This window comes from Mycobacterium sp. D16Q16 (genome assembly GCF_002013745.1).
Classification (GTDB): Bacteria; Actinomycetota; Actinomycetes; order Mycobacteriales; family Mycobacteriaceae; genus Mycobacterium.
This window is the reverse complement of sequence record NZ_MAEY01000028.1, coordinates 63,829-86,386: the sequence shown is the minus strand read 5'-3', so window position 1 is coordinate 86,386 and position 22,558 is coordinate 63,829. Positions and strand designations below refer to the sequence as shown.

Sequence of the window (22,558 nt, the reverse complement as noted above, 5' to 3'; positions counted from 1 at the left end):
GCCATGGAGGCCTCGCGCCTTCACATCTGTTGTGAATAAACATTTCAGGAGGAAACACGATATGTCCGAGCAAATCTTCGCCATCAGCGGGATGCACTGCAACTCGTGCGTCATGGGAGTGACGGAGGCGCTGACCGCACTCGATCCGGTGCGCGAGGTGTCCGTCGATCTGGATCCCAAGGGTGCGTCGACAGTACGGGTTCTGTCCGACAGCGTGCTGTCAGTGGAGGAAGTTCACGACACGCTTGTGCGTGCCGGCGGTGATTTCGCCGTCGCCGCCGGATAGCGTCTACCCGACGAAAGCTGCAGTACTTCAGCCGAACTCGATCACCGTGTGAGGTGCGCGCAGCCGGTCGAGACCGGGCAGTGCGTACAGCATCGGGCCGGCCCAGCGCAGTACCTTGCCACGCCCGGCGGGCATCCGCAGCTCGCGCACGCTGCGGATGCCGGGGATGGCGCGGAGTTCTCCGTACTGATTTGCGGTGAACGAGAAGGGCATTGGTGGAACGGTGTACTGCTCGCTGAGTCTCATGCCGCGCTGGGAGTGCGTACTCAGGAACTTAGGCACAGAATCGAAAACCAGCCTTCCGTCGGGAAAACACTTGGCGCACTCGGTGATCAGATCGAACACCGGCTCGCGCTCCAGGTACTGGAAGAGGCCCTCGGCCGTGATCAGCACACCACCCGAGCCGTCGACCCGGTCCATCCATGAATAGTCGAGCGCGGATTGGGCACAGTAGTGCAACCGGTCCGATCGCGGGAGCAGCTGCTGGCGCAGCCGCACGATGGGCTCCAGATCCACCGATATCCAGGTGAGCTCGCCGTTGTCGACGCGCCAGAAGCTCGTCTGCAATCCCTCGGCCAAGGCCACCACACTCGCACGCGGATGCCCCGTCAGATACTCCCGAGTGGCTGTGTCGAATATCAAGGCGCGCAAGGCGGTAGCTTGGTGTGTGCGCCCGAAATGCTGGAAATCGTAATCAAGGCTGGTGTGCAGTGCGATGGCCATGGGGTCATCAATGATGCCGTCCGGCCGGGCCGCCTCGGTCGCCCGTTGATGCAGCGTGAGCAGTGCGGTCTCAGACACGCCGTCGAGGTGTCGAGCATCGATGACTGGCATGGGCCCGACTGTACGGGACGGTTACGGTACGTGGGAATTCCTGGCGCGCAACGATACATGTGATTTCGGACGCTGATTCTGATTGTGCGGGAACTTTCTGACGCAGGGTCCGACTACTCCCATGGAGACGCGAAACCGTTTGCGTCTATTCAGCAGGGAGGCGGCGTGTGACGGCACCGATATGGATGGCGGAGCCGCCGGAGGTGCATTCGGCGCTGTTAAGTGCGGGACCCGGTCCAGGCGCGGTGCTCGCCGCCGCCGCGCAGTGGCAAGAGATCTCGGACAACTACGCGCGCACGGCCGTCGAGTTGACCCAGGTCTTGGCCGGAGTTCAGGCAAGCAGTTGGCAGGGGCCCAGCGCGTCGGAGTACGTAGCGGCTCACGGGCCGTACCTGGCCTGGCTCGAGCAGTCTGCTGTCGAGAGCGCTGTCATTGCCACCCAACATGAAACAACCGCGGCGGCCTACGGCGGCGCGCTGGCGGCCATGCCCACCCTGGCCGAGCTCGCCATCAACCACCTCACGCACGGAGTGCTGGTTGGCACGAATTTCTTTGGAATCAACACCATCCCGATCGCGCTCAACGAAGCCGACTACGTCCGCATGTGGGTGCAAGCGGCGGCCACCATGAGTGCCTATCAGGCGACCGCTGAGGCCATGACGTCGGCGATACCGCCGACCCAGCCGGCACCCCCAATTCTCGGGCCCGGCGGTGAGGCCCGCAGTGACCAATCGGATGTGCCGGGTTCTCCGGACCAGATCATGAAGATGTTGCAGGGTTTTCAGCAGTGGTTCGAGAAGATGGGCTTCAACCCGGCGACCTCGGCCGTGCTCGCCGTGATCATGCTTTTCCTCTACGACTTGCTCTGGTACCCGTATTACGCCTCGTACCTGCTGCCGTTTCTCATTCCCGCTCTCAGTGGGCTCAGCGGTTTGGCGGCACTGGTACACCTTCGGCCCGCTCCGGCAGCGGTTCCGGCTCCGGCGGCAGCGCCCTCTGCGGACAGGCCAGCATTGCGGGCTGTGCACCGTCCGGAGGCGGGGATGGCGGCTGTGCCGCTGCCGGCGATGTCCGCGTCCCCTTCAGGCGGCTCGGCGCCGGCCACTCCCACGCAGGGCACTACCGCCCCGGCTTCCTCCGCCGCTCCGGCATCAATGAGCGGGATCACCTATGCCATACCCGGTTTGGTGCCGCCCGGGGTGAGCTTTGGCCCCAAGGGCACGGCGAAATCGTCGGATTCCGTCGTCGACACGATCGATGCCGCCGCGGCGGCGAGTGTGGCCGCGGTGGCTCCGGCTCGGCGCAGACAGCGCAGCAAGAGCAAGGTGCGTATCGGAGGCCAGCGCTACGAATACCTGGAAGAGACTGCCGGTATGGGTGCAAGGGCCGAATATTCCACCGAGACCGGCGCGACCAATAGGGGTGCCGGCAAGCTGGGATTCGCAGGCACGGCGCCCGCCGCGACCAGTGCGCACACCGCCGGGACGGTCCGATTCGGATCGGATGACACCCGGCAGGTGGTCCCCATGCTCCCGAGTACCTGGCAAACGGACAGTACAGAACAGTGATAGCCGCTCTACCTGTGTTTATAAGTAAAACTTTGGGGCTATTCACGGATTAGTCACTACTCACGGGCTTCTTTGCGCAGAACAATCGAAGACAGTCACCGGAAGCATCGGCGGTGGCGTTCCTGGATTTTCACGCAGAGAAGGGCAGAACAGTGAGTGAGTACGGGTGGACAGTGGTCGGCGCGGGCCCCGCGGGAATCGCGGCAGTGGGGAAGCTCCTCGATCACGGAGTGCCGCCCGGCTCGATCGCCTGGATCGACCCGGAGTTCGCCGCAGGCGACTTTGGTACGAAATGGCGTGCCGTGCCGAGTAATACGTCGGTCAAGCTGTTCATCAACTACCTGACGGGCGCGCAATCCTTCCGGTTCGCCCATGCACCGCATTTCGCGCTGAACGATCTGGCGCCCACGGATACCTGTCTGCTTGGCGATGTGGCGGATCCGCTGGTGTGGATTACCGGGCAGCTCTGTGAGCAAGTGAGTGCCCTGCGCACGACGGCAACGGGTCTGGCACTGCAGGGCGGCCGGCGGACCGTGCGGACCGAGACGGGTGATATCACTTCGAAGAACGTGATCCTCGCGGTTGGTTCGGTTCCCAAGACGCTCGACTACCCGTGGTTGAACGAGATCCCGATCGAGGCGGCACTCAATCCCGAGAAGCTCGCTGCGCTGCCGCTCGAGGGGGCCACCATTGCCGTCTTCGGCGCGTCACATTCGAGCATGATCGCCTTGCCCAACCTGCTGGCCGGTCCGGCGGCCAAGGTCATCAACTTCTATCGCGGACCGCTGCGTTATGCGGTCGACATGGGGGACTGGACGCTGTTCGACGACACTGGTTTGAAGGGGGAGGCCGCACGCTGGGCGCGGGAGAACATCGACGGAGTGCTGCCCGACCGGCTGCAGCGCTGCCTGGTCGAGAGCCCTGAATTCTCCGAGCTGCTCCAGAGCTGCGATTACGCCGTCTACACCGTCGGATTCAGCCCGAGGCCAATACTCGCTGCGCCGCAGTGGGGGCACCTGGAGTGCAATGCCGCCAATGGGATCATCGCTCCCGGTCTGTTTGGGGCCGGAATTGCGTTCCCCGAGTATCGGATTGACCCGATGGGCTTCGGTGAACACCGCGTGGGACTGCAGAAGTTCATGGATCGCCTCAACAAAGTGCTTCCGTTGTGGCTGAAGTACGGCTCGTGAGCGTCGGCGAATCCGTTGGCGCCGAACCCGATTACCGATTCACGCTCGCCAACGAGCGGACATATCTGGCGTGGGTGCGTACCTCGCTGGCTCTCATTGCCAGCGGGGTAGCCCTCATGCAGTTCGTTCCGGAGTTCTGGATTCCGGGTGCCCGGCATGTGGCGAGCATCCTGCTGGTCATCACCGGTGGCGTGCTGGCGATGGCGGCCGCGCGACGGCGGCGCCGGGTCCAGGACGCCATGCGTCGCAATGCGGACCTGCCGCCGAGTCATATGCCGACGTTCCTGAGCATCCTGCTGCTGGGGATGGTCGTGCTGCTGGTGGCGCTGCTGCTCAACGGCTAGCGATGTGCCAGGCCGCGTGGGTGGGCTCCAAACATGTCATGGACGAAGACCGCTAAACTGTTCGACGTTCCATTGCCTCCGTAGCTCAGTGGTAGAGCACCGCTCTTGTAAAGCGAAGGTCGTCAGTTCAATCCTGACCGGGGGCTCAACGCGCTATCTGGCATGTCGGTGCCGTCACGTAATTTCAGCCCATGGGACTGTGCCTTGGTTGCGGCGCACCGCTTTCTGGGCGAAGCCAGAAGATCTATTGCGGCAATGCTTGTCAGGCAGCAGCTCGACGCGACGCCAATACCCGACTGTGGCTCGAGTCTGGTGACGCCCGGGTGCGCAGCGAGCAGGGCCACTTCGTTCGGCTCTTTCTCGCCGAGGCTCAATCGGGCCGTTGTGCGATCTGCAGCGGCGCGAGCATCTGGCAAGACTCCCCGCTCGTGCTGGTCCTGGACCATATCGACGGAAACCCCGCCAACAATTGTCGAGAGAATCTTCGGCTGGTCTGCCCCAACTGCGACTCTCAACTACCGACCTACAAGAGCCGCAATCGCGGCAATGGCCGCAGTTTCCGCAGGCAGCGCTATGCGGACGGAAAGTCGTACTAGCCCGCCGACTAGATCTCACCTTCGATAATCCGCTCGGACCGTATCGGCCGCGGTGAGCCGGACGGTCGCGACGGCCGACGGCGCGGCAGGAAACCGCCCAGCGGACCGACCACGGAGCTGAGCGCTGAGACGGTATCGGTCAATAGCTCGATGGTGGGCGTCAGCGCATCGATGTTGGGCGCCACCTTGGCGGCCGTCTCCGACAGGTTGGCCAACTGCTGCAGCGGACCGTCCTTCGCGGTGAATTTGTCCAGGACGCCCTCTTCGCGCATCAGCCGTTCGAGAATCCCGTCCTCGGCGAGCAGCTGGTCGACCAGCCCGCCCGGTGCCAGCGCCCGGTCCAGTGCGCCGTCCTGTGAGGTCAGTCTGTCGACGGGCCCGTCCTTAGCGAAGAGCCGGTCCAGGACGCCGCCGGGTTCGGTGAGTCGATCAGCAAGCCCGCCGGGCGCCATGACGCGCTCCACCGGCCCGCCCGGCCGCAGCGCCCTGCCAATCGGTTTGTCTTCCTCCATGAGCTCGGCGACCTTCATCGCCGACTGCAACGGGCTCTTGCGTCCGGCCAGCCCCAGCAGGGATTCGACGGTGCCCACCAGGCCCGACCCGGGGGCATCGCGATGGCCGTCGTGGGGCTGCCCGTCCGGAAGTTCAGCGAGGATCTCGCGCCCGGTATCGATCGCCTTGGCGGCCACTGCCAAGCCGGTATCGGCAACGGCCAGCGAAATCTTGAGCGGCGCGGTGAGCAGCGACACCAGCTTCATGGCACAACTCTAGGGTGACTTTGCGTGGTTGGCTGACAATCTCCTGTGAAGAACTCACAGGAACCTCACAGCGAAGATCCAGCGCACCGTAAATTTTGAGGGGAAGATTGTCGGAGGTGAGCATCACGACTGAGACACACCAAGGAACTTTTCCCGCCAACGGCACCACCCCCGCCAAGGTGCTGGTGGTCGACGATGAGTCGAACATTGTCGAATTGCTCTCGGTCAGTCTGAAATTCCAGGGGTTTGACGTCTACACCGCCGACAGCGGCGCCGCCGCCTTGGATCTGGCCCGCACGGTTCGTCCCGATGCGGTGATCCTCGACGTGATGATGCCCGGAATGGACGGATTCGGCGTGCTGCGCCGTCTGCGGGCCGACGGTATCGATGCGCCGACGCTGTTCCTGACCGCCCGTGACGGTCTGCAGGACAAGATCGCCGGGCTGACGCTGGGCGCCGATGATTACGTGACCAAGCCGTTCAGCCTGGAAGAAGTGGTCGCCCGGCTGCGGGTGATCCTGCGTCGCTCCGGGATGGGCTCGGAGCCGGCTCGCAAGTCGCGACTCAGCTTCGCCGATATCGAGCTCGACGAGGACACTCACGAGGTGTGGAAGACCGGCGAGCCGGTTGCGCTCTCGCCCACCGAGTTCACGCTGCTGCGGTACTTCATGATCAACGCGGGCACCGTGCTCAGTAAGCCCAAGATCCTCGACCATGTGTGGCGTTATGACTTTGGCGGCGATGTGAACGTCGTCGAGTCGTACGTCTCGTATCTGCGGCGCAAGATCGACAACGGTGAGAAGCGGCTATTGCATACGCTTCGTGGCGTGGGATACGTATTGCGCGAGCCGCGGTGAGTAGCCGCCCCGGCGTTCGTCGGGGTGTACCGCTGCGGGTGAGCCTCGTGGTCGGAACCTTGGTTCTGGTTGCGCTGGGGTTGGTGGCATCTGGCATTGCGGTGACTACCACCATGCAGCGCACCATGATGAACCGCGCCGATCGCGAGCTGATCGACGCTGCGAATGGGTGGGCGAACCGGCCACCTCCACCCCCGCCTGCCTTCGACACCAATCGGCATCGGCCCCCGTCCTTGTTCTTCATCCGCACCACCGATGACCGTGGGCGGGTGGTCATCATGCTCAACGATCGCGCGCGCGCCGATCCGGACCTGCCATTCGACAACGATGTGGGCGGCCGTCCCGTGACGGTGCGCTCGGCCGACGGCACTACGGAGTGGCGTGCGGTGTCCCGCCACGACGCGCTGGGCGGGTACACCACCGTTGCCCGGGACATCACCGATGTGCGCACCACGGCCCGCGACCTGCTGTGGTTGCAGGTGGCGATAGGGATCGCGGTGCTGACTGTGCTTGGTATCGCCGGATATTGGTTGGTGCACCGCAGCCTGCGTCCGCTGGCCGAAGTAGAGGCGACGGCAGCCGATATCGCCGCGGGTCATCTCGATCGACGGGTACCGGAACGCGACCCGCGCACCGAGGTGGGCCGATTATCGTTGGCGCTCAATGGAATGCTGGCGCAGATTCAGCGTGCGGTGGCCGATTCGGAAAAATCGGCCGCAACCGCTCGAACTTCGGAGGAGCGCATGCGCCGGTTCATCACCGATGCCAGTCATGAATTGCGCACACCCCTGACCACCATCCGTGGCTACGCCGAGCTCTATCGCCAGGGTGCGGCCACCGACATCGAGCTGGTGCTGGGCCGTATCGAAGGGGAGTCGACCCGCATGGGTCAGCTCGTGGAGGACCTGCTGCTGTTGGCGCGACTGGACGCGCATCGGCCCATGGAGCAGCGGCTCGTCGACCTGCTGGTACTGGCCACTGATGCTGTCCACGATGCGAAAGCGACTGCGCCCGAACGCGATGTGGAACTGGAAGTCTTCGATGGCCCCGGCACCCCGGAGGTCATCGGCGACGAGCTGAGGTTGCGCCAGGTGCTGGGCAATCTGGTGAGCAACGCGCTCGGGCACACCACCGCCGCCGTCCGGGTCCGGGTGGGCACCGAGGGAGACGACGCCGTCCTGGAGGTCATCGACGCCGGGCCGGGCATGACGAAAACCGACGCCGAACGCGTCTTTGAGCGGTTCTATCGCGCGGACACGTCACGTACCCGCAGTAGCGGCGGAACCGGGCTGGGGCTGTCGATCGTCGACGCCCTCACCGCCGCACATGACGGCACCGTCACCGTGCATACCGCGCCCGGTGAGGGTTGCCGATTCGAGGTGCGGCTGCCGCGTGCCGATATGACCGACGACGAAGCCGAGATCGAGGACGTAGATACTGAGGTGTCGGAGGCTGAGGTTTCCGCGCCAAAGATCGTGCGGACTAGCCGATCTCAGCCAGCGCAGCCTTGATTTTCGCCTGTGCCTCGTCGAGGGATTCCGCCGAAGCGTTGGGGTCGGCGTTCTCAAAGCTGAAATCGGTCAGCGTGAAGCCCGGGAAGACATGGATGTGCAGGTGTGGCACCTCCATGCCCGCGATGATGTAACCGGCACGCGGTGCGTCGAAGGCCTTGCGGATGGCGCGGCCGACGCGCTGTGCGACGAGATTGACCTTCGCGAAAACGTCCGCGTCGATGTCCTGCCACTGGTCGATTTCGGCTCGCGGCACCACCAGGGTGTGTCCCTGGGTGATCGGTGCGATGGTCAGAAACGCGACGACGTCGTCGTCCTCGTAGACGAACCGACCGGGCAGTTCTCCGTTGATGATCTTCGTGAAGACGCTGGACATGTCCCTAGGTTAGTGGCCCGCCGTCTGGGCGCAGGCTGCGGACAGCTCGCGGGACACGGGTGCATGCGCGTCGCTACGGGCGGCTGGGCGCACCGTCATGCCGATCAGGCAGCCGGTGATTACCACCGCCGCACCGGCGAGTTCCAGGGCCGTCGGTTGCTCGCCGAGGGTCAGCCAGGACGCGGTGATGCCCACCACTGGGACCAGGAGCGAGAACGGCGCCACGCGGCTCGCCGGGTACAGGCCCATCAGGTAGGTCCACAGGCCCAGGCCGACGACGGTGGCCAGCAGCACGATGTACACCAGGCCGCCGAGTGCGATAAGTCCGCTGCGTTGATCGATCGAGGCCAGCGCGCGCCAGCCTGCCGATGGTCCCTCGGTCAGAGCCGACAGCGCGAACAGCGGTATGGGCGGTACCACCGACATCCACAGGGTGAGGCGCAATGGCGTGCGCGGATCGGTGTTGCCCGCCATGGCTTTTCGGCTCCCGATATTGCCGAAGGCCCAACCGAGGGCGCCGAGCAGCGTCAGGATTACCGGCACCAGCGCGGTGGACGCACCGTGTGCTGCGCGATCGGCCGCGATCAGCGCCATGCCGCCGACGGCAAGAGCGATACCCGCGATCTGCCGGCCCGACATCCGCTCGCCGAGCAGCAGCACGCCCAGGATCGCGGTGAAGGGCGCCGAGGCCTGTAGCACCAGGGAGGCGAGTCCTGTCGGCATCCCATTCGCCATGGCAAGGAACAGGAACGCGAACTGGACGGTGCCGAACCCGACTCCGTACAACAGGAACCACCGCATCCGAACCCGTGGCCACGGCACGAACAGGATCACCGGAACCGCCAGTACCGCGAATCGCATCCCGGCGAAGAAGACCGGCGGGAAATGTTCCAGCCCAGCGTGGATGGCCAGGAAGTTGACACCCCACAGCACTGCGACGGTCAGTCCGAGGAGACGGTGCCGGGTTGTCATGCCGTCGATCCTGCGCACCGAATCGATTCAGCACAATCTAATTAATGTGCACTATTAATGTAGATTTTCTTCATGGACCTGCGTCGCCTGCGGATTCTGCGTGAGTTTGCCGATCGCGGCTCCGTCGGCGAGGTCGCCGATGCGATGAGGCTCACCCCTTCGGCGGTATCGCAGCAGTTGAAGGTGCTGGCGCGCGAGGCGGGCGTGGCCCTGCTGCGGCAGGACGGCCGGGGTATCGCCCTGACGGAAGCCGGCCGCGCGCTGGTGCTGCGCGCCGACGAGGTAATTGCCGCTGTCGACCGGGCGGCGGAGGAGATGGTGGCCTACCGGGAGGGGACACAACCGGTTGTGCGGATCGCATCGTTCCCCTCCGGTGGGAGTCTGCTGCTGCCCAGGCTTGTCGCCGCCGTCGAGGGGGTGGTGGATGTGCGACCAGGTGACGAGGACGTGACCTACAGCGAGGCCCCCGGGTTGCTGACCGAGTACGACATCGTTGTCACCCACCGGGACGAGCGGGCCGCCGCCCTGCGGTCTGCGCGGGTGTGGTCGATGACGCTCATGCGAGAGCCGATCGATCTGCTGGTGCATAACGATCACCCACTGGCAGGGCGTGGCTCAGTGACGCCGGGTGAGCTGGCGGACGAGACCTGGATCAGTGTCCCCGAGGGGTTCCCGGTGGACGATGTTTTGGTCTCACTCGGGGTATCGGCGGGCATTCGGCCCCGAGTCCGGTTCCGGTTCAAGGATTTCCAGATTGTCGAAGACATGGTGGCCCACGGTCATGGCATCGCGTTGATGCCGCGATACGTGAGCCGGAGCCCGCGGGTGGCGCGGCTGGTCATCCGCGAGGTCCGTGCCGGGCGGCTGTACGAGGTGCTGGCCCGTCCCGGCGCCCAGCACCGGCCGGCAATTGCCGCGGCCATCCGCGGGTTACAGGACGCCGCGGCGGTACTGGAATCCCGATAGGCGCTAGGAAGAGTGCTCGGCGATGTGTTCGAGAACCAGTGCCGCCGTTTCGTTGGGCCGCTCCTCGGCGATCCAATGGGACACGCCCTCGAAGACCTCGAAACGATAGGGCGCGTCGACGTACTTGGGATTGGCATCGGCCGCGGCGCGAGTCACCGCGGAGTCCCCGTCGCTCCAGATGAAGAGAGTGGGCACCCGTACGGCCCGCGCCGGTGACCGCAGCGAATACCGCATCGCCCGGTACCAATTCACCGTTGCGGTAGTAGCTCCGGGCTCGCTGAACAGTTCCCGTATGCGCTCGGCGAGCCGGTCGGAGACCTTCATCCACTTCTTGCCGAACTTTTGGAACGATTCCCTATCGTTGAAGCTGAACAGCCATTCGGGAAGTCGTGGGATCTGGAACAGCAGCATGTACCAGGAATGCAGGATCTGGCCGCGCGGCATGGCATCCCGGAATGCGCGTGGGTGCGGCACCGACAGCACGGACGCGGTGTGCACCCTGTCGCCGTGGTTTCCGGCAAGCTGCCAGGCCACCGCAGCGCCCCAGTCATGCGCCAGCACATGGAATTTCGGAACCCCGGCCTGATCGGCGAGGGCCAGGATGTCGCCCGAGAGCTTGTCCAGGGCGTAGTTGCGCACGCCGATTGGCCGGGCGCCGGGGGAGTAGCCCCGCTGGTTGGGCGCCAGCACCCGGAATCCGGCGTCCGTCAGCTTCGGAATGATCTCCGACCACATGGTCGCCCGCTCAGGAAAACCATGCAGTGCAACGATCACCGGTCCGTCGAGCGGGCCCGCGTCGATGACGTCGAAGGTCAGCCCGTCATGGGTGAACGTCGACAGGCGTGTCGCCGCGCTCATCGGACCGCGAGCTTCTCACCGGCCTTCAGATACCGGCCGGTCTGCAGATCGTGTCCGTACCCCTCGATGAACTCACCGAGACGGAACACCACCTTGCCGCCTACCGCGGTGGCCATGACGGTCTCGTCATTGCGGTTCACCATGCGAGACAGGTTGTCGAAGAACGGAGCCTGCGCCTCGTTGTAGGCGTCGACGCTGCTGTCCAGCTTCTCCGGGTCGATGATGACGAAGTCGGCACGGTCGCCCTCACGCAGGTGCCCGGCGTCCAGCCCGAACCAGTCAGCCAGTTCGCCCGTGAGTCGATGCACGGTGTGGCCAAGGGACAAGACGGGTTTCCCGGCCTTCTGGGCGTCGTTCATGCGCTTGAGGAAGCGCAGGTGGAAGTTGTAGAACGCCATATTGCGCAGGTGCGCACCGGCATCGGAGAAGCCCAGCTGGAAGTTGGGGTCCTTGGCCATCTCATCGAGCACCTTGGGGCGGTGGTTGCCGACGGTCGTCGTCCAGCGGACGTTCTTCTCGCCGTTCTCGACCAGGACGTCCAGGAAGGCATCCAGTCCCTCGATTCCGCGCTCGTCACCGATCTGACCGAAGGTCTTGCCGATCAGCGCGGCGTCGGGGCATTCCACGATGACGGCATCGTGGAAGTCCTTGTGCCACAGGCCTGGCTTGTGCTTCTTGAGGGCGAACTCGCGCCGGAATTTGCGGCGATACTCCTTGTCGGCCATCAGTTTGTTGCGCTCCAGCTGCTCCTTGATGTGCAGGGCGGCGGTGCCCGCACCGAACTCCTCGAACACCGGCAGATCGATGCCGTCGGAGTACAGCGTGAACGGCACGGGCAGGTGCTGGAACTTGACGTTGGACTTGAAGATCTTGTTGCCGATTCGGGCTGCGGCGCTGAAGAACACGTTAGCGCCCTTGATGCTCTTGGAGTCGGCCGCGACCAGCAGGCTGACGGGAACAGCCTTGCGGCGCTTGAAGAAACGTGTTCCCGTGGACAGGAAGAACAGCACCGCGGTGGCCGGGTTGTTGATGTTCGGGGCGCTCTGCAGGATGCGATCACGCTTGCGCAGCACGTTGATGAGGCGCCACCGCTCATGCCACCATGCGTAGGTCGACGGCAGCGCGCGCGAGCGGTAGCGGTCCCCATCGAGCTTGTCGATCGGGGCGTCCATGCCCGACATCCCCAGCATGCCGGCATCGAGTGCCTTCTCGAGCATGTCAGCCATCCGGTCGAGTTCCGTGCGAGTGGGGAAGGACCAGTTGTTGGTGGCGCGGCCCAGTCCCATGACGGCGGTGCGCAGATCCGAGTGTCCCAGGAAGGACGTCACATTGGGGCCGAGCGGCAGCGCGTCGATCTTCTTGACGTAGCTTTCCGGATCGGTCCAGTCCTGGAACTCGTTGAGCGCGCCGATCACATGCTTGCGAGGCACTGCCTCCACCCGGCTGAATAGGTCGGCGGCGTCCTCGGGCTTGGCATAGACGGTCGACATGGAACAGCAGCCCAGCACGATGGTGGTGACGCCGTGGCGCACCGACTCGTCGAGGCCGGGGTTGAGCAGCACCTCGGCGTCGTAGTGGGTGTGCATATCGACGAATCCCGGGAGCACCCACTTGCCACCGGCATCGATCACCTCGGGGCAATCGGTCTCGTCGAGCTCCGCGGTGGAGACGGTGGCAACCCGCCCCTCCTTGATACCGAGGTTGGCCCTACGGGGTTCGGAATTGGTGCCGTCGAACCAGAGGCCATCGCGAATGATGAGGTCGTAGTCGCTCATGGGGGCTGCCCTTCGTTGGGTGTTACGGCGAGTCTAAAAAAGATGGCAACCAATCACAATGTTAGTGATGGGGGCCACATTGGAGCGGTATTCCTCTAGTGTGCACCCGTGAGTCCCACCCAGGCCGAGCGCCGTGAATCCACGATCGCGCGGCTGCTCGATTCCGGTATCGGCACCATCGCTGAGCTGGGATATTCGCGTGCCTCCGTGCAGCGGATCGCGAAGCGGGCTGGGCTCTCCTACGGGGCGCTGTTCCGGCATTTTCCGACTGTCGGTGAGTTCATGGCTGCGGTGGCGCGCGAGACGTTGCGTCGCCAGCTGGCCACTGTGCGCGCGCAGTTCGATGAGGCAGGCGATCGCCTTACCGAATTCGAGGACGTGATGGCGGTGATGCGCTCCCTCAAGGAAGAGCCCATTAACGCCGTGCTCTACGAACTCATGGTGGCCGCGCGTACCGACTCCCAGTTGCGGGAGACCTTGCAGGTCGCGGTGGCCGAATACGGCGCTCAGATGGTGGCGCTGGCGCGATCGGTACCGGGGACCGACCGGCTATCCGACGCGGACCTCGTCACGTTGGTCTTCATGATCACTGACATGTTCGACGGGGAGGCACTGGTGAAGACGCTGCGTCCCTACCCGGAGCTCGTCGCGGGCAGGGACGAGCTGCTGGCCAAGCTGCTGCGGGGATACCGCCCGGATGCATAGCCAGGCATACCCGAGCCGATAGGGTCTGGGGCATGCGCGTCCTTGTCATTGGGTCCGGTGGCCGTGAACACGCTTTGTTGATCGCCCTCAGGCGTGACCCGAGCGTCGACTATCTGGCGATAGCCCCCGGCAATGCGGGCACCGCAGCCGTGGCCGAGCAGCATGCCGTTGACATAGGCTCCGGTGCCGAGGTCGCGGCGTTGGCTGCCAAGCTGAACATCGATCTCGTCGTCATCGGCCCCGAGGTGCCGTTGGTGCTGGGTGTGGGCGACGCCGTCCGTGCGGCGGGTATCGCGTGCTTCGGCCCCTCGGCGGCTGCCGCGCGCATTGAGGGTTCCAAGGCGTTCGCCAAGGACGTCATGACGACCGCGGGCGTGCGCACCGCGCGCAGCGAAATCGTTGACAACCCTGCGCATCTGGATGCCGCGCTGGACCGGTTCGCGAGCGAGCCGGCCTGGGTGGTCAAGGACGACGGGCTGGCAGCGGGCAAGGGTGTGGTGGTCACCGACGATCGCGCCGCGGCTCGTGCTCACGCCGCGAGCCTGCTCGACGACGGCCATCCGGTGCTGCTGGAGTCCTTCCTGGACGGGCCCGAGGTCTCGCTGCTGTGCATTGTCGATGGCGAGACGGTGGTGCCGCTGCTGCCGGCCCAGGACCACAAGCGAGTCGGTGACGGCGATACCGGTCCGAACACCGGCGGCATGGGCGCGTACAGCCCGCTGCCTTGGCTGCCCGACGAGACCGTCGCCGAGATTGTCGACACCATCGTCAAACCTGTTGCCGCTGAGCTTGTTAAACGCGGCAGCACGTTTACGGGAGTTCTGTATGCGGGGCTGGCGATCACCTCGACCGGCCCGTCTGTCGTCGAATTCAATTGCCGCTTTGGCGATCCCGAGACGCAGGCGGTGCTGGCGCTGCTGGAATCGCCATTGGGGCAACTGCTGAATGCCGCCGCGACCGGCGTCCTCGAGGACTTCGGGCCACTGCGCTGGCAGAAGGGCAGTGCCGTCACAGTGGTGCTGGCCGCCGAGAACTATCCGTTGCGTCCGCGCACCGGCGACGTGATCACCGGCTCCGAGGCCGAGGGTGTGCTGCACGCCGGGACAACCCGTCGGGAGGATGGCGCCGTCGTGTCCTCGGGTGGCCGCGTGCTGTCCGTCGTGGGTACCGGTACCGACCTGCGGGCCGCGCGGGCCGACGCCTACGCGAGGATCGAGGCAGTTCGCCTGCCGGGCAGCCACTTCCGTAGCGATATCGGATTGGCCGCCGCCGAGGGGCGCATCAGCGTCTAGGGGCGGGCAGATGCGACACCGGTGGGTGATCACGGGAACGATCGTGGTGGTTGTCGCCGTCGTGCTGCTGGCGGTGAGCTGGAAGTCGAACACGTCCCAAGCCGTGCCGGCGCCTGATGTCCATGAACTGTCTTTGTGTACTGCCTTTCTCGCCGTCAGTGAGCGTGCCGCACCCGAATTCGACGACTTCGCGAAACTGACAAAGGGTCGCACGTGGTCGTGGCAGGACACGCGGATCGGACCTGCCGCCTCGGCGCTCAGCCAAGCCTTGCGGCGTGAGGCGGAATCACTGCGGGTGTTGATGCCAGATGATCATGCCGACCATGGAATGACGCTGGAGGCGGACATCCGTGGAATGGCGCAGGACGATGTTGTGCTCGCCAGCAAGCTGGCTCGGCGTGACGGCCTGCTCGTGATCGACGCGCTGGTCCTCCGTTACGAATTCGCGCATCAAGCGGCGGCGCGTTCCTGTGAAACGGCCCGTGAGTTTGATGGCATCAGGCAGGAACAAGTGCGTCAGTGCGAAGACCGGCGGTCGGGTTCGATTGCCAACTGGTGGACGGTCCGTTGTGTGCAAGCGCCCAAGGAACCCTCGATGACCTTCGAGATCCCCCCGAATCCGGGACTCTAGGCGGCCAGGATCGGCGCGATCCAGCCCAGTGCCTGCGGGACCTGAGATAACCAATACCCGCCCTCATGCGCGCCCGGACCGAACTCGCCGGCTGGCGGTGCCGCCAGCTGCTCGGCGAAAACCTTACTGGCGGTGTAGAACCTGTCGTCATAGCCGGACGACACCCACAGCGGCATCCCGTTGAGCTGGGGTCGCCCGAAAACCGAGTTCTCTTCCCAGTTTTCCTCGTTGTCGAAGGCGTCTGCGGTGGCTTCGGGATAGGACAGCCAAATCGACGGGCTCACCGCGGCGACGGCGGCAGTCCGGGGCCCGCCCAGGCGAGCGCCGTTGAGCAGCGCGCCGTAGCCACCCGCGGACCATCCCATGAAGGCGACGCGGGAGATGTCGAGCCCCTCCTGGTCGGCGAGCAACGGCAGAAACTCGTCGATGATCATCGCGCCGGGATCGTCGCCGTTCTGGTGCGGATGCCAGTAGCTGTTGCCCCCGTCGATCGCGGCGACCGCGAAGGGCGGGGCCCCTGCCGCGACCAAATCCCCGAGCATCCGCTCGTAACCCCAGTAGATGGTCCGCTCAGCGTTCTCGTCGCGGCCGTGCAACATGATGACCGGGCGCACGGGCCAGTCGACTCCGGGCGGCCTGGCTACCTTCCACCCGGTGGGAATGCCTCCACGGGCCTCGGAGACGAAGGACCCGCTGGTGACGTCGGCGGCAGCCCGTGCGGGTGCCGCCAGCGTCGGAAGAAGCGCAGCACCAGCCCCGAGCGTGGCACCCATCTGCAACAGGCGACGTCGGCTGATTTCGGTCACGGCGCCATAATGCCAGCGGATGGCAAACCCGTCGAGGTCCAACCAGTTGATCCGGCAGTCGTCCTACGCGGTGAGCAGGGGCGACATCCAGGCCAGTTCCGCGCCGATTTGCGAGCTCCAGAAGGAGCCGTCGTGGCCGCCGGGACTAAACCCGCCCGCGGGAGGAGTCGGCAGCTGGGCGATGAATTGCTTGGTGGCGCTGTAGAACGGATCGCTGTCACCGCAGTCGATGCGCAGCGGGATGGAGTTCAGCGCGGCCAGCCCCCATACCGAGTTGGCGGCGTAGTCGTCGGCGCTATCGAAGGCACCCGGCGCCGCCGCACCCGAGGATGTCCACAGCGCCGGACTGACCGCGGTGATGGCGGCGGTGCGTCCGGCGCCCAGGCGTGAGCCCAGCAGCATGGCGCCGTACCCGCCCATGGACCAGCCCAGGAACGCGACGCGCGAGGTGTCCAGTCCCTGCTCGGCAAGCAGAGGAATGAATTCGCTGAGCACCATGGCGCCGGAATCCTCGCCCGAGGCCCGCTTGTGCCAGTAGCCGCCGCCACCGTCGACGCTCACCAGGGCAAACGGCTTGGCGCCCGCGGACACGGCCTGCGCCAGCATGTTCTCTACGCCGCCTTCCATGACTCCGGCGGCTGTCTGGCCCTTGCCGTGCAGCGCGATGATGGGCCGGATAGGTCCGGTGACGCCGGGTGGCCGTGCGATACGCCATTCGGTGCGGACGCCTCCGCGCGCCGCGGAGACAAACGAGCCCGCGGTGATGGCGCCGTCGGCATGGGCGGGGAATGCTCCCATACCGGGGAGAGTGGCGAGTGCGGCGCCGGCACCGGTTGCCGCGCCAAGCTTGAGTAGGGAGCGTCGGGACAGATCGCGCATGTCGACCATCATGCCGGTTCCGTCCAGATCCGAGAGATTCGATAGCGTCGCAGCCGTGGTAGCTCTCTCGCAGCGCTCTGATGTTCCGCCGTTCTACGTCATGGACGTGCTGACGGCGGCCGCTGCGCGCCAGCGTACGCACGGGGACGTGATCTCCCTGGCCGCCGGGCAGCCGTCGACGGGTGCTCCCGCGGTGGTTCTCGACGCGGTGCGCCAGGCACTCGGCACGCACGTCCTCGGATACACCGAGACACTCGGACTGCCGGAGCTGCGTGACGCGATCGCCGAGTACCACCGTGAGCGTTCGGGCGTCGAGGTCCAGGCGGACGATGTCGTCGTCACCACGGGATCCTCGGGCGGATTCACGCTGCTGTTCCTCGCGGCCTTCGACGTCGGCGATACCGTCGTGATGACGCGGCCCGGATACCCCGCGTACCGTAATTGCCTTGCCGCACTGGGCTGCCGGGTTGTCGAGATCGACTGCGGTCCGCAGACGCGATACCAGCCCACGGTCGCGATGTTGGAGGCCGTCTTACAGGAGGAAGGACGGCCGCCGGCAGGTCTCATCGTCGCCAGCCCCGCCAACCCCACCGGCACCATCATCGACGCAACCGAGCTGGAGGCGCTCGCGCTGTGGTGTGAGGCCAATGGCACCCTACTGATATCCGATGAGATCTATCACGGACTGTCTTACGGCGACCAAAAGACCTCCAGTGCATGGGAGTTCAGCCGCGAAGCGGTGGTGATGGGCTCGGTGTCGAAGTACTTCTCAATGACGGGCTGGCGGCTGGGCTGGATGCTGGTGCCGCGCCGGTTCCTGCGGGCCGTCGATCGGCTGTCCTCCAACTTCACCATCTGTCCGCCGGCCGTATCTCAGTACGGAGCGTTGGCGGCGTTCAGCCCCGAGGCGCGTGTCGAGCTCGACGGGCATGTGTGCCGGTACGCGGCCAACCGGACCCTGCTCATCGACGGTCTCGCCGCAGCGGGAATCTCCAAGATCGCGCCCCCCGACGGCGCGTTCTATGCATATGCCGATATCGAGCACTTGACCGGTAACGCCGAACAATGGTGTGCGGACCTGTTGGCGCGCACGGGGGTAGCCGTCGCGCCCGGCATCGACTTCGACACCGTGCACGGTCGCCACACCATCCGCCTGAGCTTCGCGGGAAGCCCAGATGCGATCGAGGAGGCGTTGGCGCGGCTTGGTCGGGGCTGATGCCGACTGCTTGCATGAGATAGCGCAAAACGCCCGTGAGGATGCGTCGCTGCTGGCAGCATGACATGACGTGACACTCAGGCAGCAGGTGGAGGTGTTCCCCGACGGGAATGCCGTGCACCGTCCGCAAGCCACCCCCAAGGGGGAGCGGAGGCGGCGTGCCCTGATCACTGCTGCAGCTGATCTATTGCGAGACAATGGTATCGATGCGGTGCGGCACCGTGCCGTGGCACAGCGCGCGGGCCTGCCACTGGCGTCGACCACGTACTACTTCTCCTCACTGGAGGACCTCATCGCGCGGGCCGTCGAGCATGCGGGAGCCCACGAGCTGGAACAGATCCAGGAAAGGCTGTCGTTGGTTCAGTACCGGCGCCGTGGAGCGTCCGCCACCGCCGAGGCGGTGGTGGAACTGTTGTTCGGCACGCCGGGCTATGGCAGCGGGGAACAGCTCGTGTCCCGGTACGAGCGTGAGCTGGCATGCAGTCGCCATCCTGAACTGCGCGAGGTGCAGCAGAGGTTGCGTGGGCAACGCGACGACGCGGTGGCCCAGGTTGTCCGCCGGTCCGGTCGTTCCATCGACAACGACCGTGTCGCGGTGCTGATTTCAACAGTCGACGGGGCGATGGTGGGTGCGCTCACCGAGGCCGCCAGCAGTCCGCAGGCGACGGCGACGGCGATGCTGGTGGACGTCATCGACGTGCTTGCTCCCCTGGAAGCCGAACAGCTGGCCGAGTCGATTTCCTACCCCCCATAGACTCTAGTTGTGCAAATCCCTAACGTTCTGGCATCCCGGTACGCGAGCGACGCCATGGTTGCGCTCTGGTCGCCGCAGTCAAAGGTGGTGCTGGAGCGCCAGTTGTGGATCGCTGTGCTGCGCGCACAACGCGATCTCGGCATCGATGTCCCCGACGGCGTCATCGAGGATTACGAGCGGGTGGTCGAGAACGTCGACCTGGATTCGATCGCCGCGCGCGAACGTGTCACCCGCCACGATGTGAAGGCGCGTATCGAGGAGTTCAACGCGCTCGCCGGGCATGAGCACATCCACAAGGGCATGACGAGCCGCGACCTCACCGAAAATGTGGAGCAGCTGCAGATCCGCCGGTCGCTGGAGTACGTCCACGCGCATGGCGTCGCTGTGGTGGCGCGGCTCGCGCGTCACGCCGTGGAGTACCGGGACGTGGTGATGGCCGGGCGCAGTCACAATGTGGCTGCACAGGCAACCACCTTGGGTAAGCGGTTCGCGTCGGCGGCCGACGAGACGCTGATCGCGCTGACTCGGTTGCGGGAGCTTTTGGACCGGTACCCGCTGCGCGGGATCAAGGGTCCGATGGGCACCGGGCAGGACATGCTCGACCTGTTCGACGGAGATGTGGTCAAGCTGGCCGAGCTGGAGGACCGTGTCGCAGGATTCCTGGGCTTCTCCAGCACCCTGACCAGTGTTGGTCAGGTGTATCCGCGCTCGCTGGACCACGATGTGGTGTCCGCGCTCGTTCAGCTCGGCGCCGGCCCATCCTCGCTGGCGCACACGATTCGCCTGATGGCGGGGCACGAGCTGGTCACCGAAGGTTTCGCACCTGGGCAGGTGGGCAGTTCGGCGATGCCCCACAAGATGAACACCCGCAGCTGCGAGCGCGTCAACGGCCTGCAGGTGATTTTGCGCGGGTATGGCTCCATGGTCGCGGAACTGGCTGGGGCGCAATGGAATGAAGGTGACGTGTTCTGTTCGGTGGTGCGACGTGTCGCGCTGCCCGATGCGTTCTTCGCCATCGACGGGATGATCGAGACCTTCCTGACGGTGCTCGACGAGTTTGGTGCGTATCCGGCGGTGATCGACCGGGAGCTGCGTCGCTACCTGCCGTTCCTGGCGACAACCAAGGTGTTGATGGCTGCGGTGCGTGCTGGGGTCGGCCGCGAGGAAGCCCACGAGGTCATCAAGGAGCATGCCGTCGCGACGGCACTCGCCATGCGCGAAAAGGGCGCCGAGCCAGACCTTTTGGGCTTGCTCGCCGCAGATCCCCGGCTACCGCTGGACGCTTCGGTGCTTGAGGCCGCGCTGGCGGACCGGGCGTCGTTCACCGGTGCCGCCGCCGATCAGGTCGATCGAGTGGCGGCCACGGTCGCGGCACTTGTCGACACCCACCCCGAGGCCGCTGCCTACAACCCGGGCGCCATCCTGTAGCTCATGGGCGGCGCGGCTCTCGATGGGGTGGACCTGACCGACCTGGACAACTTCGCCGGTGGATTCCCGCACGCCCTGTTCGCGAGGCATCGGCGCGAGGCGCCGGTGTACTGGCATGAACCCACCGAGAACACCCCTGATAACGAGGGTTTCTGGTCGGTGGCCACGTACGCGGAAACCTTTGAGGTGCTGCGTGATCCGGTGGTGTACTCGTCGGTGACCGGGGGCGATCGCCCGTACGGAGGCACCCTGATACAGGACCTGCCGATCGCCGGGCAGGTGCTCAACATGATGGACGATCCGCGACACCGCCAGATCCGCAAGTTGGTGAGCTCCGGTCTGACCCCCCGCATGATTCAGCGAGTCGAGGACGACCTGCGGGTACGGTGCCGGACGTTGTTGGACGCGGTCGAGCCGTCCACGCCCATCGACTTCCTTGTCGATATCGCCGCAGAGTTGCCCATGCAGATGATCTGCATCCTGCTGGGAGTGCCGGAGTCTGATCGGCATTGGCTGTTCGAGGCCGTGGAGCCCAGTTTCGACTTCGGTAAGTCGCGGCGCTCACAGGTCACCAGCTCGTTGGGTGATCCGAGCTCCGGTATGTACCAATACGGTTCGGAGCTGGTCGCGTTGAAGCGCGCGGCACCCGCCGATGACATGTTGTCGGTTGTGGTCAATGCGACGGTCGACGATCCGGAGGCGCCGTCGCTGTCGGATGCCGAGCTGTACCTGTTCTTCTACCTGCTGTTCAGCGCCGGTGCCGAGACAACGCGCAATGCCATCGCCGGTGGTCTGTTGGCGCTGCTGGACCACCCCGATGAGTTCCGCTCCCTGCGTGAGGATCTTGGCCTGCTGCCGACGGCGATCGAGGAGATGCTGCGCTGGACCTCGCCGTCGCCGTCCAAGCGTAGGACGGCGACCGCCGATGCCACGCTGAGCGGACAGGAGATCGCCGCGGGCCAGAAGGTGGTGGTCTGGGAGGGTTCGGCGAATCGGGATGCGCTGGTGTTCGACCGGCCGGATGCCTTCGACATCACACGCAAACCCAATCCCCACTTGGGTTTCGGACAGGGTGTGCATTTCTGTCTGGGGGCACATCTGGCGCGTTTGGAGCTGCGGGTGGTGTTCGAGGAGCTGCTGCCGCGTTTCGCGTCGTTGCGGCTGACCGAGCCGGTCGAATGGACACGCAGTAACCGGCACACCGGCATCCGCCATCTGATCGTCACGGCCTCCTAAGGCGCCGACACGCCGCGTTCTGTTGCGAACAGCGGCGTGCCGTCACAAAACACGGCGTGTCGGCAAGGAGGGGGCGCTTAGGAGGCGCGCCATTCCTTGGGGGTGCTGATGCCCGCGGCCTTCAATTCGATGGCGGCCAGGCCGCGTATCGACGCGGTGTCCTGGGCGCGCCACGCGGCCACGGGATCAGCGGTGACCACCGCCAGCTTCTTCAGCGGCCGGTTGGCCAGGGCCCGCAGGGCCAGCAGTTGTTCACCGGCCGGGGTGCCCGCGAGTTGTACGGCCACCAGCTTGCGGCGAAAGAACCTGATCCGCAAAAAGATCCACGGCCCCGCGAAGGCGAGGATGGGCGGCGCGGCGACGGCGATCGCCAAAACGACCGCCAACCAGGTCGCCGTGGTGTCCAGGTTGTGGCCCGCCCCCGCCAGATCGGCGGCCGCCTCGCTGGCCGCGCGCAGCGGTCCACCTACCTTGTCGCCCACCAACGGAATTCTGTGTGCACTGTCGCCAGCGGAGTTCAGGTTGTCGGAAATGCCGTCGGCGCCGTCCTTCACCTGCCGGCCTACCTCGGCGATCGTCGCCACCGCGGCGTGCACAGCAAGCCCGACGAACACCCAGATCGTGGTCCAGATCGCGACCGCTACATCGCTGAATAGCTGGCCGAGCAACCGTCCCGGTCGGGTCGAGTAGGGCAGGAATCGCATGAATCGTAGGATGGCA

At 65.4% G+C, this 22,558-nt stretch carries 24 protein-coding genes and 1 tRNA gene; 16 read left to right on the top strand and 9 right to left on the bottom strand.

The window, feature by feature from the left end; all coding sequences use genetic code 11:
• Window positions 1-61 precede the first annotated feature (61 nt).
• Window positions 62-286 (top strand): heavy-metal-associated domain-containing protein, encoded by a 225-nt coding sequence (locus B4394_RS23745; protein ID WP_078291806.1) that lies wholly within the window; start codon window positions 62-64, stop codon window positions 284-286.
• A gap of 27 nt (window positions 287-313) precedes the next feature.
• On the opposite strand, the gene B4394_RS23740 is transcribed toward B4394_RS23745, so the two are convergent.
• Window positions 314-1,120, bottom strand: coding sequence for a class I SAM-dependent methyltransferase (locus tag B4394_RS23740; protein ID WP_078316440.1), 807 nt, complete (start codon window positions 1,118-1,120; stop codon window positions 314-316).
• A 167-nt stretch (window positions 1,121-1,287) separates the two neighbouring features.
• Here B4394_RS23740 and B4394_RS23735 point away from each other — a divergent pair, with 167 nt between their 5' ends.
• The 5 genes from B4394_RS23735 (at window position 1,288) to B4394_RS23715 (ending at window position 4,818) form a co-directional block, all read left to right on the top strand.
• On the top strand, window positions 1,288-2,688 hold the full coding sequence (locus tag B4394_RS23735; protein ID WP_078316439.1) for a PPE domain-containing protein: 1,401 nt from the start codon (window positions 1,288-1,290) through the stop codon (window positions 2,686-2,688).
• 152 nt (window positions 2,689-2,840) lie between these two features.
• Window positions 2,841-3,878 (top strand): FAD/NAD(P)-binding protein, encoded by a 1,038-nt coding sequence (locus tag B4394_RS23730; RefSeq protein ID WP_078316445.1) that lies wholly within the window; start codon window positions 2,841-2,843, stop codon window positions 3,876-3,878.
• Complete coding sequence (locus B4394_RS23725; protein ID WP_078316438.1) at window positions 3,875-4,222, top strand: YidH family protein; 348 nt, start codon at window positions 3,875-3,877, stop codon at window positions 4,220-4,222. Before B4394_RS23730 ends, B4394_RS23725 begins: the two co-directional genes overlap by 4 nt.
• A gap of 74 nt (window positions 4,223-4,296) precedes the next feature.
• Window positions 4,297-4,368, top strand: a tRNA-Thr gene (locus B4394_RS23720).
• Window positions 4,369-4,419: 51 nt separating this feature from the next.
• Window positions 4,420-4,818 (top strand): HNH endonuclease family protein, encoded by a 399-nt coding sequence (locus B4394_RS23715; RefSeq protein WP_176138367.1) that lies wholly within the window; start codon window positions 4,420-4,422, stop codon window positions 4,816-4,818.
• An 8-nt stretch (window positions 4,819-4,826) separates the two neighbouring features.
• Here B4394_RS23715 and B4394_RS23710 read toward each other — a convergent pair whose 3' ends face one another.
• On the bottom strand, window positions 4,827-5,576 hold the full coding sequence (locus B4394_RS23710; protein WP_078316436.1) for a hypothetical protein: 750 nt from the start codon (window positions 5,574-5,576) through the stop codon (window positions 4,827-4,829).
• A gap of 116 nt (window positions 5,577-5,692) precedes the next feature.
• Between B4394_RS23710 and B4394_RS23705 the strand changes: the two genes are divergently transcribed.
• Window positions 5,693-6,433: a response regulator transcription factor gene (locus B4394_RS23705; RefSeq protein ID WP_099051502.1), complete on the top strand. Its 741-nt coding sequence runs from the start codon at window positions 5,693-5,695 to the stop codon at window positions 6,431-6,433.
• The gene (locus tag B4394_RS23700; protein WP_176112826.1) at window positions 6,430-7,944 is read left to right on the top strand and encodes a sensor histidine kinase; all 1,515 of its coding nucleotides are present in this window, start codon (window positions 6,430-6,432) and stop codon (window positions 7,942-7,944) included. Before B4394_RS23705 ends, B4394_RS23700 begins: the two co-directional genes overlap by 4 nt.
• On the opposite strand, the gene B4394_RS23695 is transcribed toward B4394_RS23700, so the two are convergent.
• Window positions 7,916-8,320 carry an HIT family protein gene (locus tag B4394_RS23695; RefSeq protein ID WP_078312723.1) on the bottom strand — a complete coding sequence of 135 codons (405 nt, stop codon included), beginning with the start codon at window positions 8,318-8,320 and terminating at the stop codon, window positions 7,916-7,918. The genes B4394_RS23700 and B4394_RS23695 overlap by 29 nt on opposite strands.
• 9 nt (window positions 8,321-8,329) lie before the next feature.
• Window positions 8,330-9,292 carry an EamA family transporter gene (locus tag B4394_RS23690; protein WP_078316435.1) on the bottom strand — a complete coding sequence of 321 codons (963 nt, stop codon included), beginning with the start codon at window positions 9,290-9,292 and terminating at the stop codon, window positions 8,330-8,332.
• A gap of 72 nt (window positions 9,293-9,364) precedes the next feature.
• Between B4394_RS23690 and B4394_RS23685 the strand changes: the two genes are divergently transcribed.
• A complete protein-coding gene (locus B4394_RS23685) occupies window positions 9,365-10,258 on the top strand; it encodes a LysR family transcriptional regulator (RefSeq protein ID WP_078312724.1) in 894 nt (297 codons plus the stop codon).
• Between the two features lie 3 nt (window positions 10,259-10,261).
• On the opposite strand, the gene B4394_RS23680 is transcribed toward B4394_RS23685, so the two are convergent.
• Entirely contained in the window at window positions 10,262-11,116 is an 855-nt protein-coding gene (locus B4394_RS23680) for an alpha/beta fold hydrolase (protein WP_078312725.1), read from the bottom strand.
• Entirely contained in the window at window positions 11,113-12,891 is a 1,779-nt protein-coding gene (locus B4394_RS23675) for an N-acyl-D-amino-acid deacylase family protein (RefSeq protein WP_078316434.1), read from the bottom strand. The genes B4394_RS23680 and B4394_RS23675 overlap by 4 nt, the downstream gene beginning before the upstream one ends.
• A 108-nt stretch (window positions 12,892-12,999) precedes the next feature.
• On the opposite strand from B4394_RS23675, the gene B4394_RS23670 reads away from it, so the two are divergent.
• Genes B4394_RS23670 through B4394_RS23660 form a run of 3 tightly spaced genes read left to right on the top strand, consistent with a single transcriptional unit; the run spans window position 13,000 to window position 15,519 of the window.
• Complete coding sequence (locus B4394_RS23670; RefSeq protein WP_078312727.1) at window positions 13,000-13,596, top strand: TetR/AcrR family transcriptional regulator; 597 nt, start codon at window positions 13,000-13,002, stop codon at window positions 13,594-13,596.
• Between the two features lie 32 nt (window positions 13,597-13,628).
• Window positions 13,629-14,888, top strand: a complete 1,260-nt coding sequence (purD, locus tag B4394_RS23665; protein ID WP_078316433.1) for a phosphoribosylamine--glycine ligase — start codon at window positions 13,629-13,631, stop codon at window positions 14,886-14,888.
• A gap of 10 nt (window positions 14,889-14,898) precedes the next feature.
• Window positions 14,899-15,519, top strand: coding sequence for a hypothetical protein (locus B4394_RS23660; protein ID WP_139360418.1), 621 nt, complete (start codon window positions 14,899-14,901; stop codon window positions 15,517-15,519).
• On the opposite strand, the gene B4394_RS23655 is transcribed toward B4394_RS23660, so the two are convergent.
• Together B4394_RS23655 and B4394_RS23650 are read right to left on the bottom strand one after the other, a co-directional pair.
• Window positions 15,516-16,325, bottom strand: coding sequence for an alpha/beta hydrolase (locus B4394_RS23655; RefSeq protein ID WP_078316444.1), 810 nt, complete (start codon window positions 16,323-16,325; stop codon window positions 15,516-15,518). The two genes, B4394_RS23660 and B4394_RS23655, sit on opposite strands and share 4 nt — an antisense overlap.
• A gap of 63 nt (window positions 16,326-16,388) precedes the next feature.
• Window positions 16,389-17,216 (bottom strand): twin-arginine translocation signal domain-containing protein, encoded by an 828-nt coding sequence (locus B4394_RS23650; RefSeq protein ID WP_170915075.1) that lies wholly within the window; start codon window positions 17,214-17,216, stop codon window positions 16,389-16,391.
• Between B4394_RS23650 and B4394_RS23645 the strand changes: the two genes are divergently transcribed.
• The 4 genes from B4394_RS23645 to B4394_RS23630 all read left to right on the top strand — a co-directional run bounded on the left by B4394_RS23645 (window position 17,203) and on the right by B4394_RS23630 (window position 21,838).
• Window positions 17,203-18,420 (top strand): pyridoxal phosphate-dependent aminotransferase, encoded by a 1,218-nt coding sequence (locus B4394_RS23645; RefSeq protein ID WP_078312731.1) that lies wholly within the window; start codon window positions 17,203-17,205, stop codon window positions 18,418-18,420. The two genes, B4394_RS23650 and B4394_RS23645, sit on opposite strands and share 14 nt — an antisense overlap.
• A gap of 70 nt (window positions 18,421-18,490) precedes the next feature.
• Window positions 18,491-19,174, top strand: a complete 684-nt coding sequence (locus tag B4394_RS23640; RefSeq protein ID WP_139360415.1) for a TetR/AcrR family transcriptional regulator — start codon at window positions 18,491-18,493, stop codon at window positions 19,172-19,174.
• 9 nt (window positions 19,175-19,183) lie between these two features.
• Window positions 19,184-20,602 (top strand): adenylosuccinate lyase, encoded by a 1,419-nt coding sequence (purB, locus tag B4394_RS23635; protein ID WP_078312732.1) that lies wholly within the window; start codon window positions 19,184-19,186, stop codon window positions 20,600-20,602.
• A gap of 3 nt (window positions 20,603-20,605) precedes the next feature.
• On the top strand, window positions 20,606-21,838 hold the full coding sequence (locus B4394_RS23630; RefSeq protein WP_078312733.1) for a cytochrome P450: 1,233 nt from the start codon (window positions 20,606-20,608) through the stop codon (window positions 21,836-21,838).
• A 77-nt stretch (window positions 21,839-21,915) separates the two neighbouring features.
• On the opposite strand, the gene B4394_RS23625 is transcribed toward B4394_RS23630, so the two are convergent.
• The gene (locus B4394_RS23625; RefSeq protein WP_078316432.1) at window positions 21,916-22,542 is read right to left on the bottom strand and encodes a hypothetical protein; all 627 of its coding nucleotides are present in this window, start codon (window positions 22,540-22,542) and stop codon (window positions 21,916-21,918) included.
• Window positions 22,543-22,558: the final 16 nt, after the last annotated feature.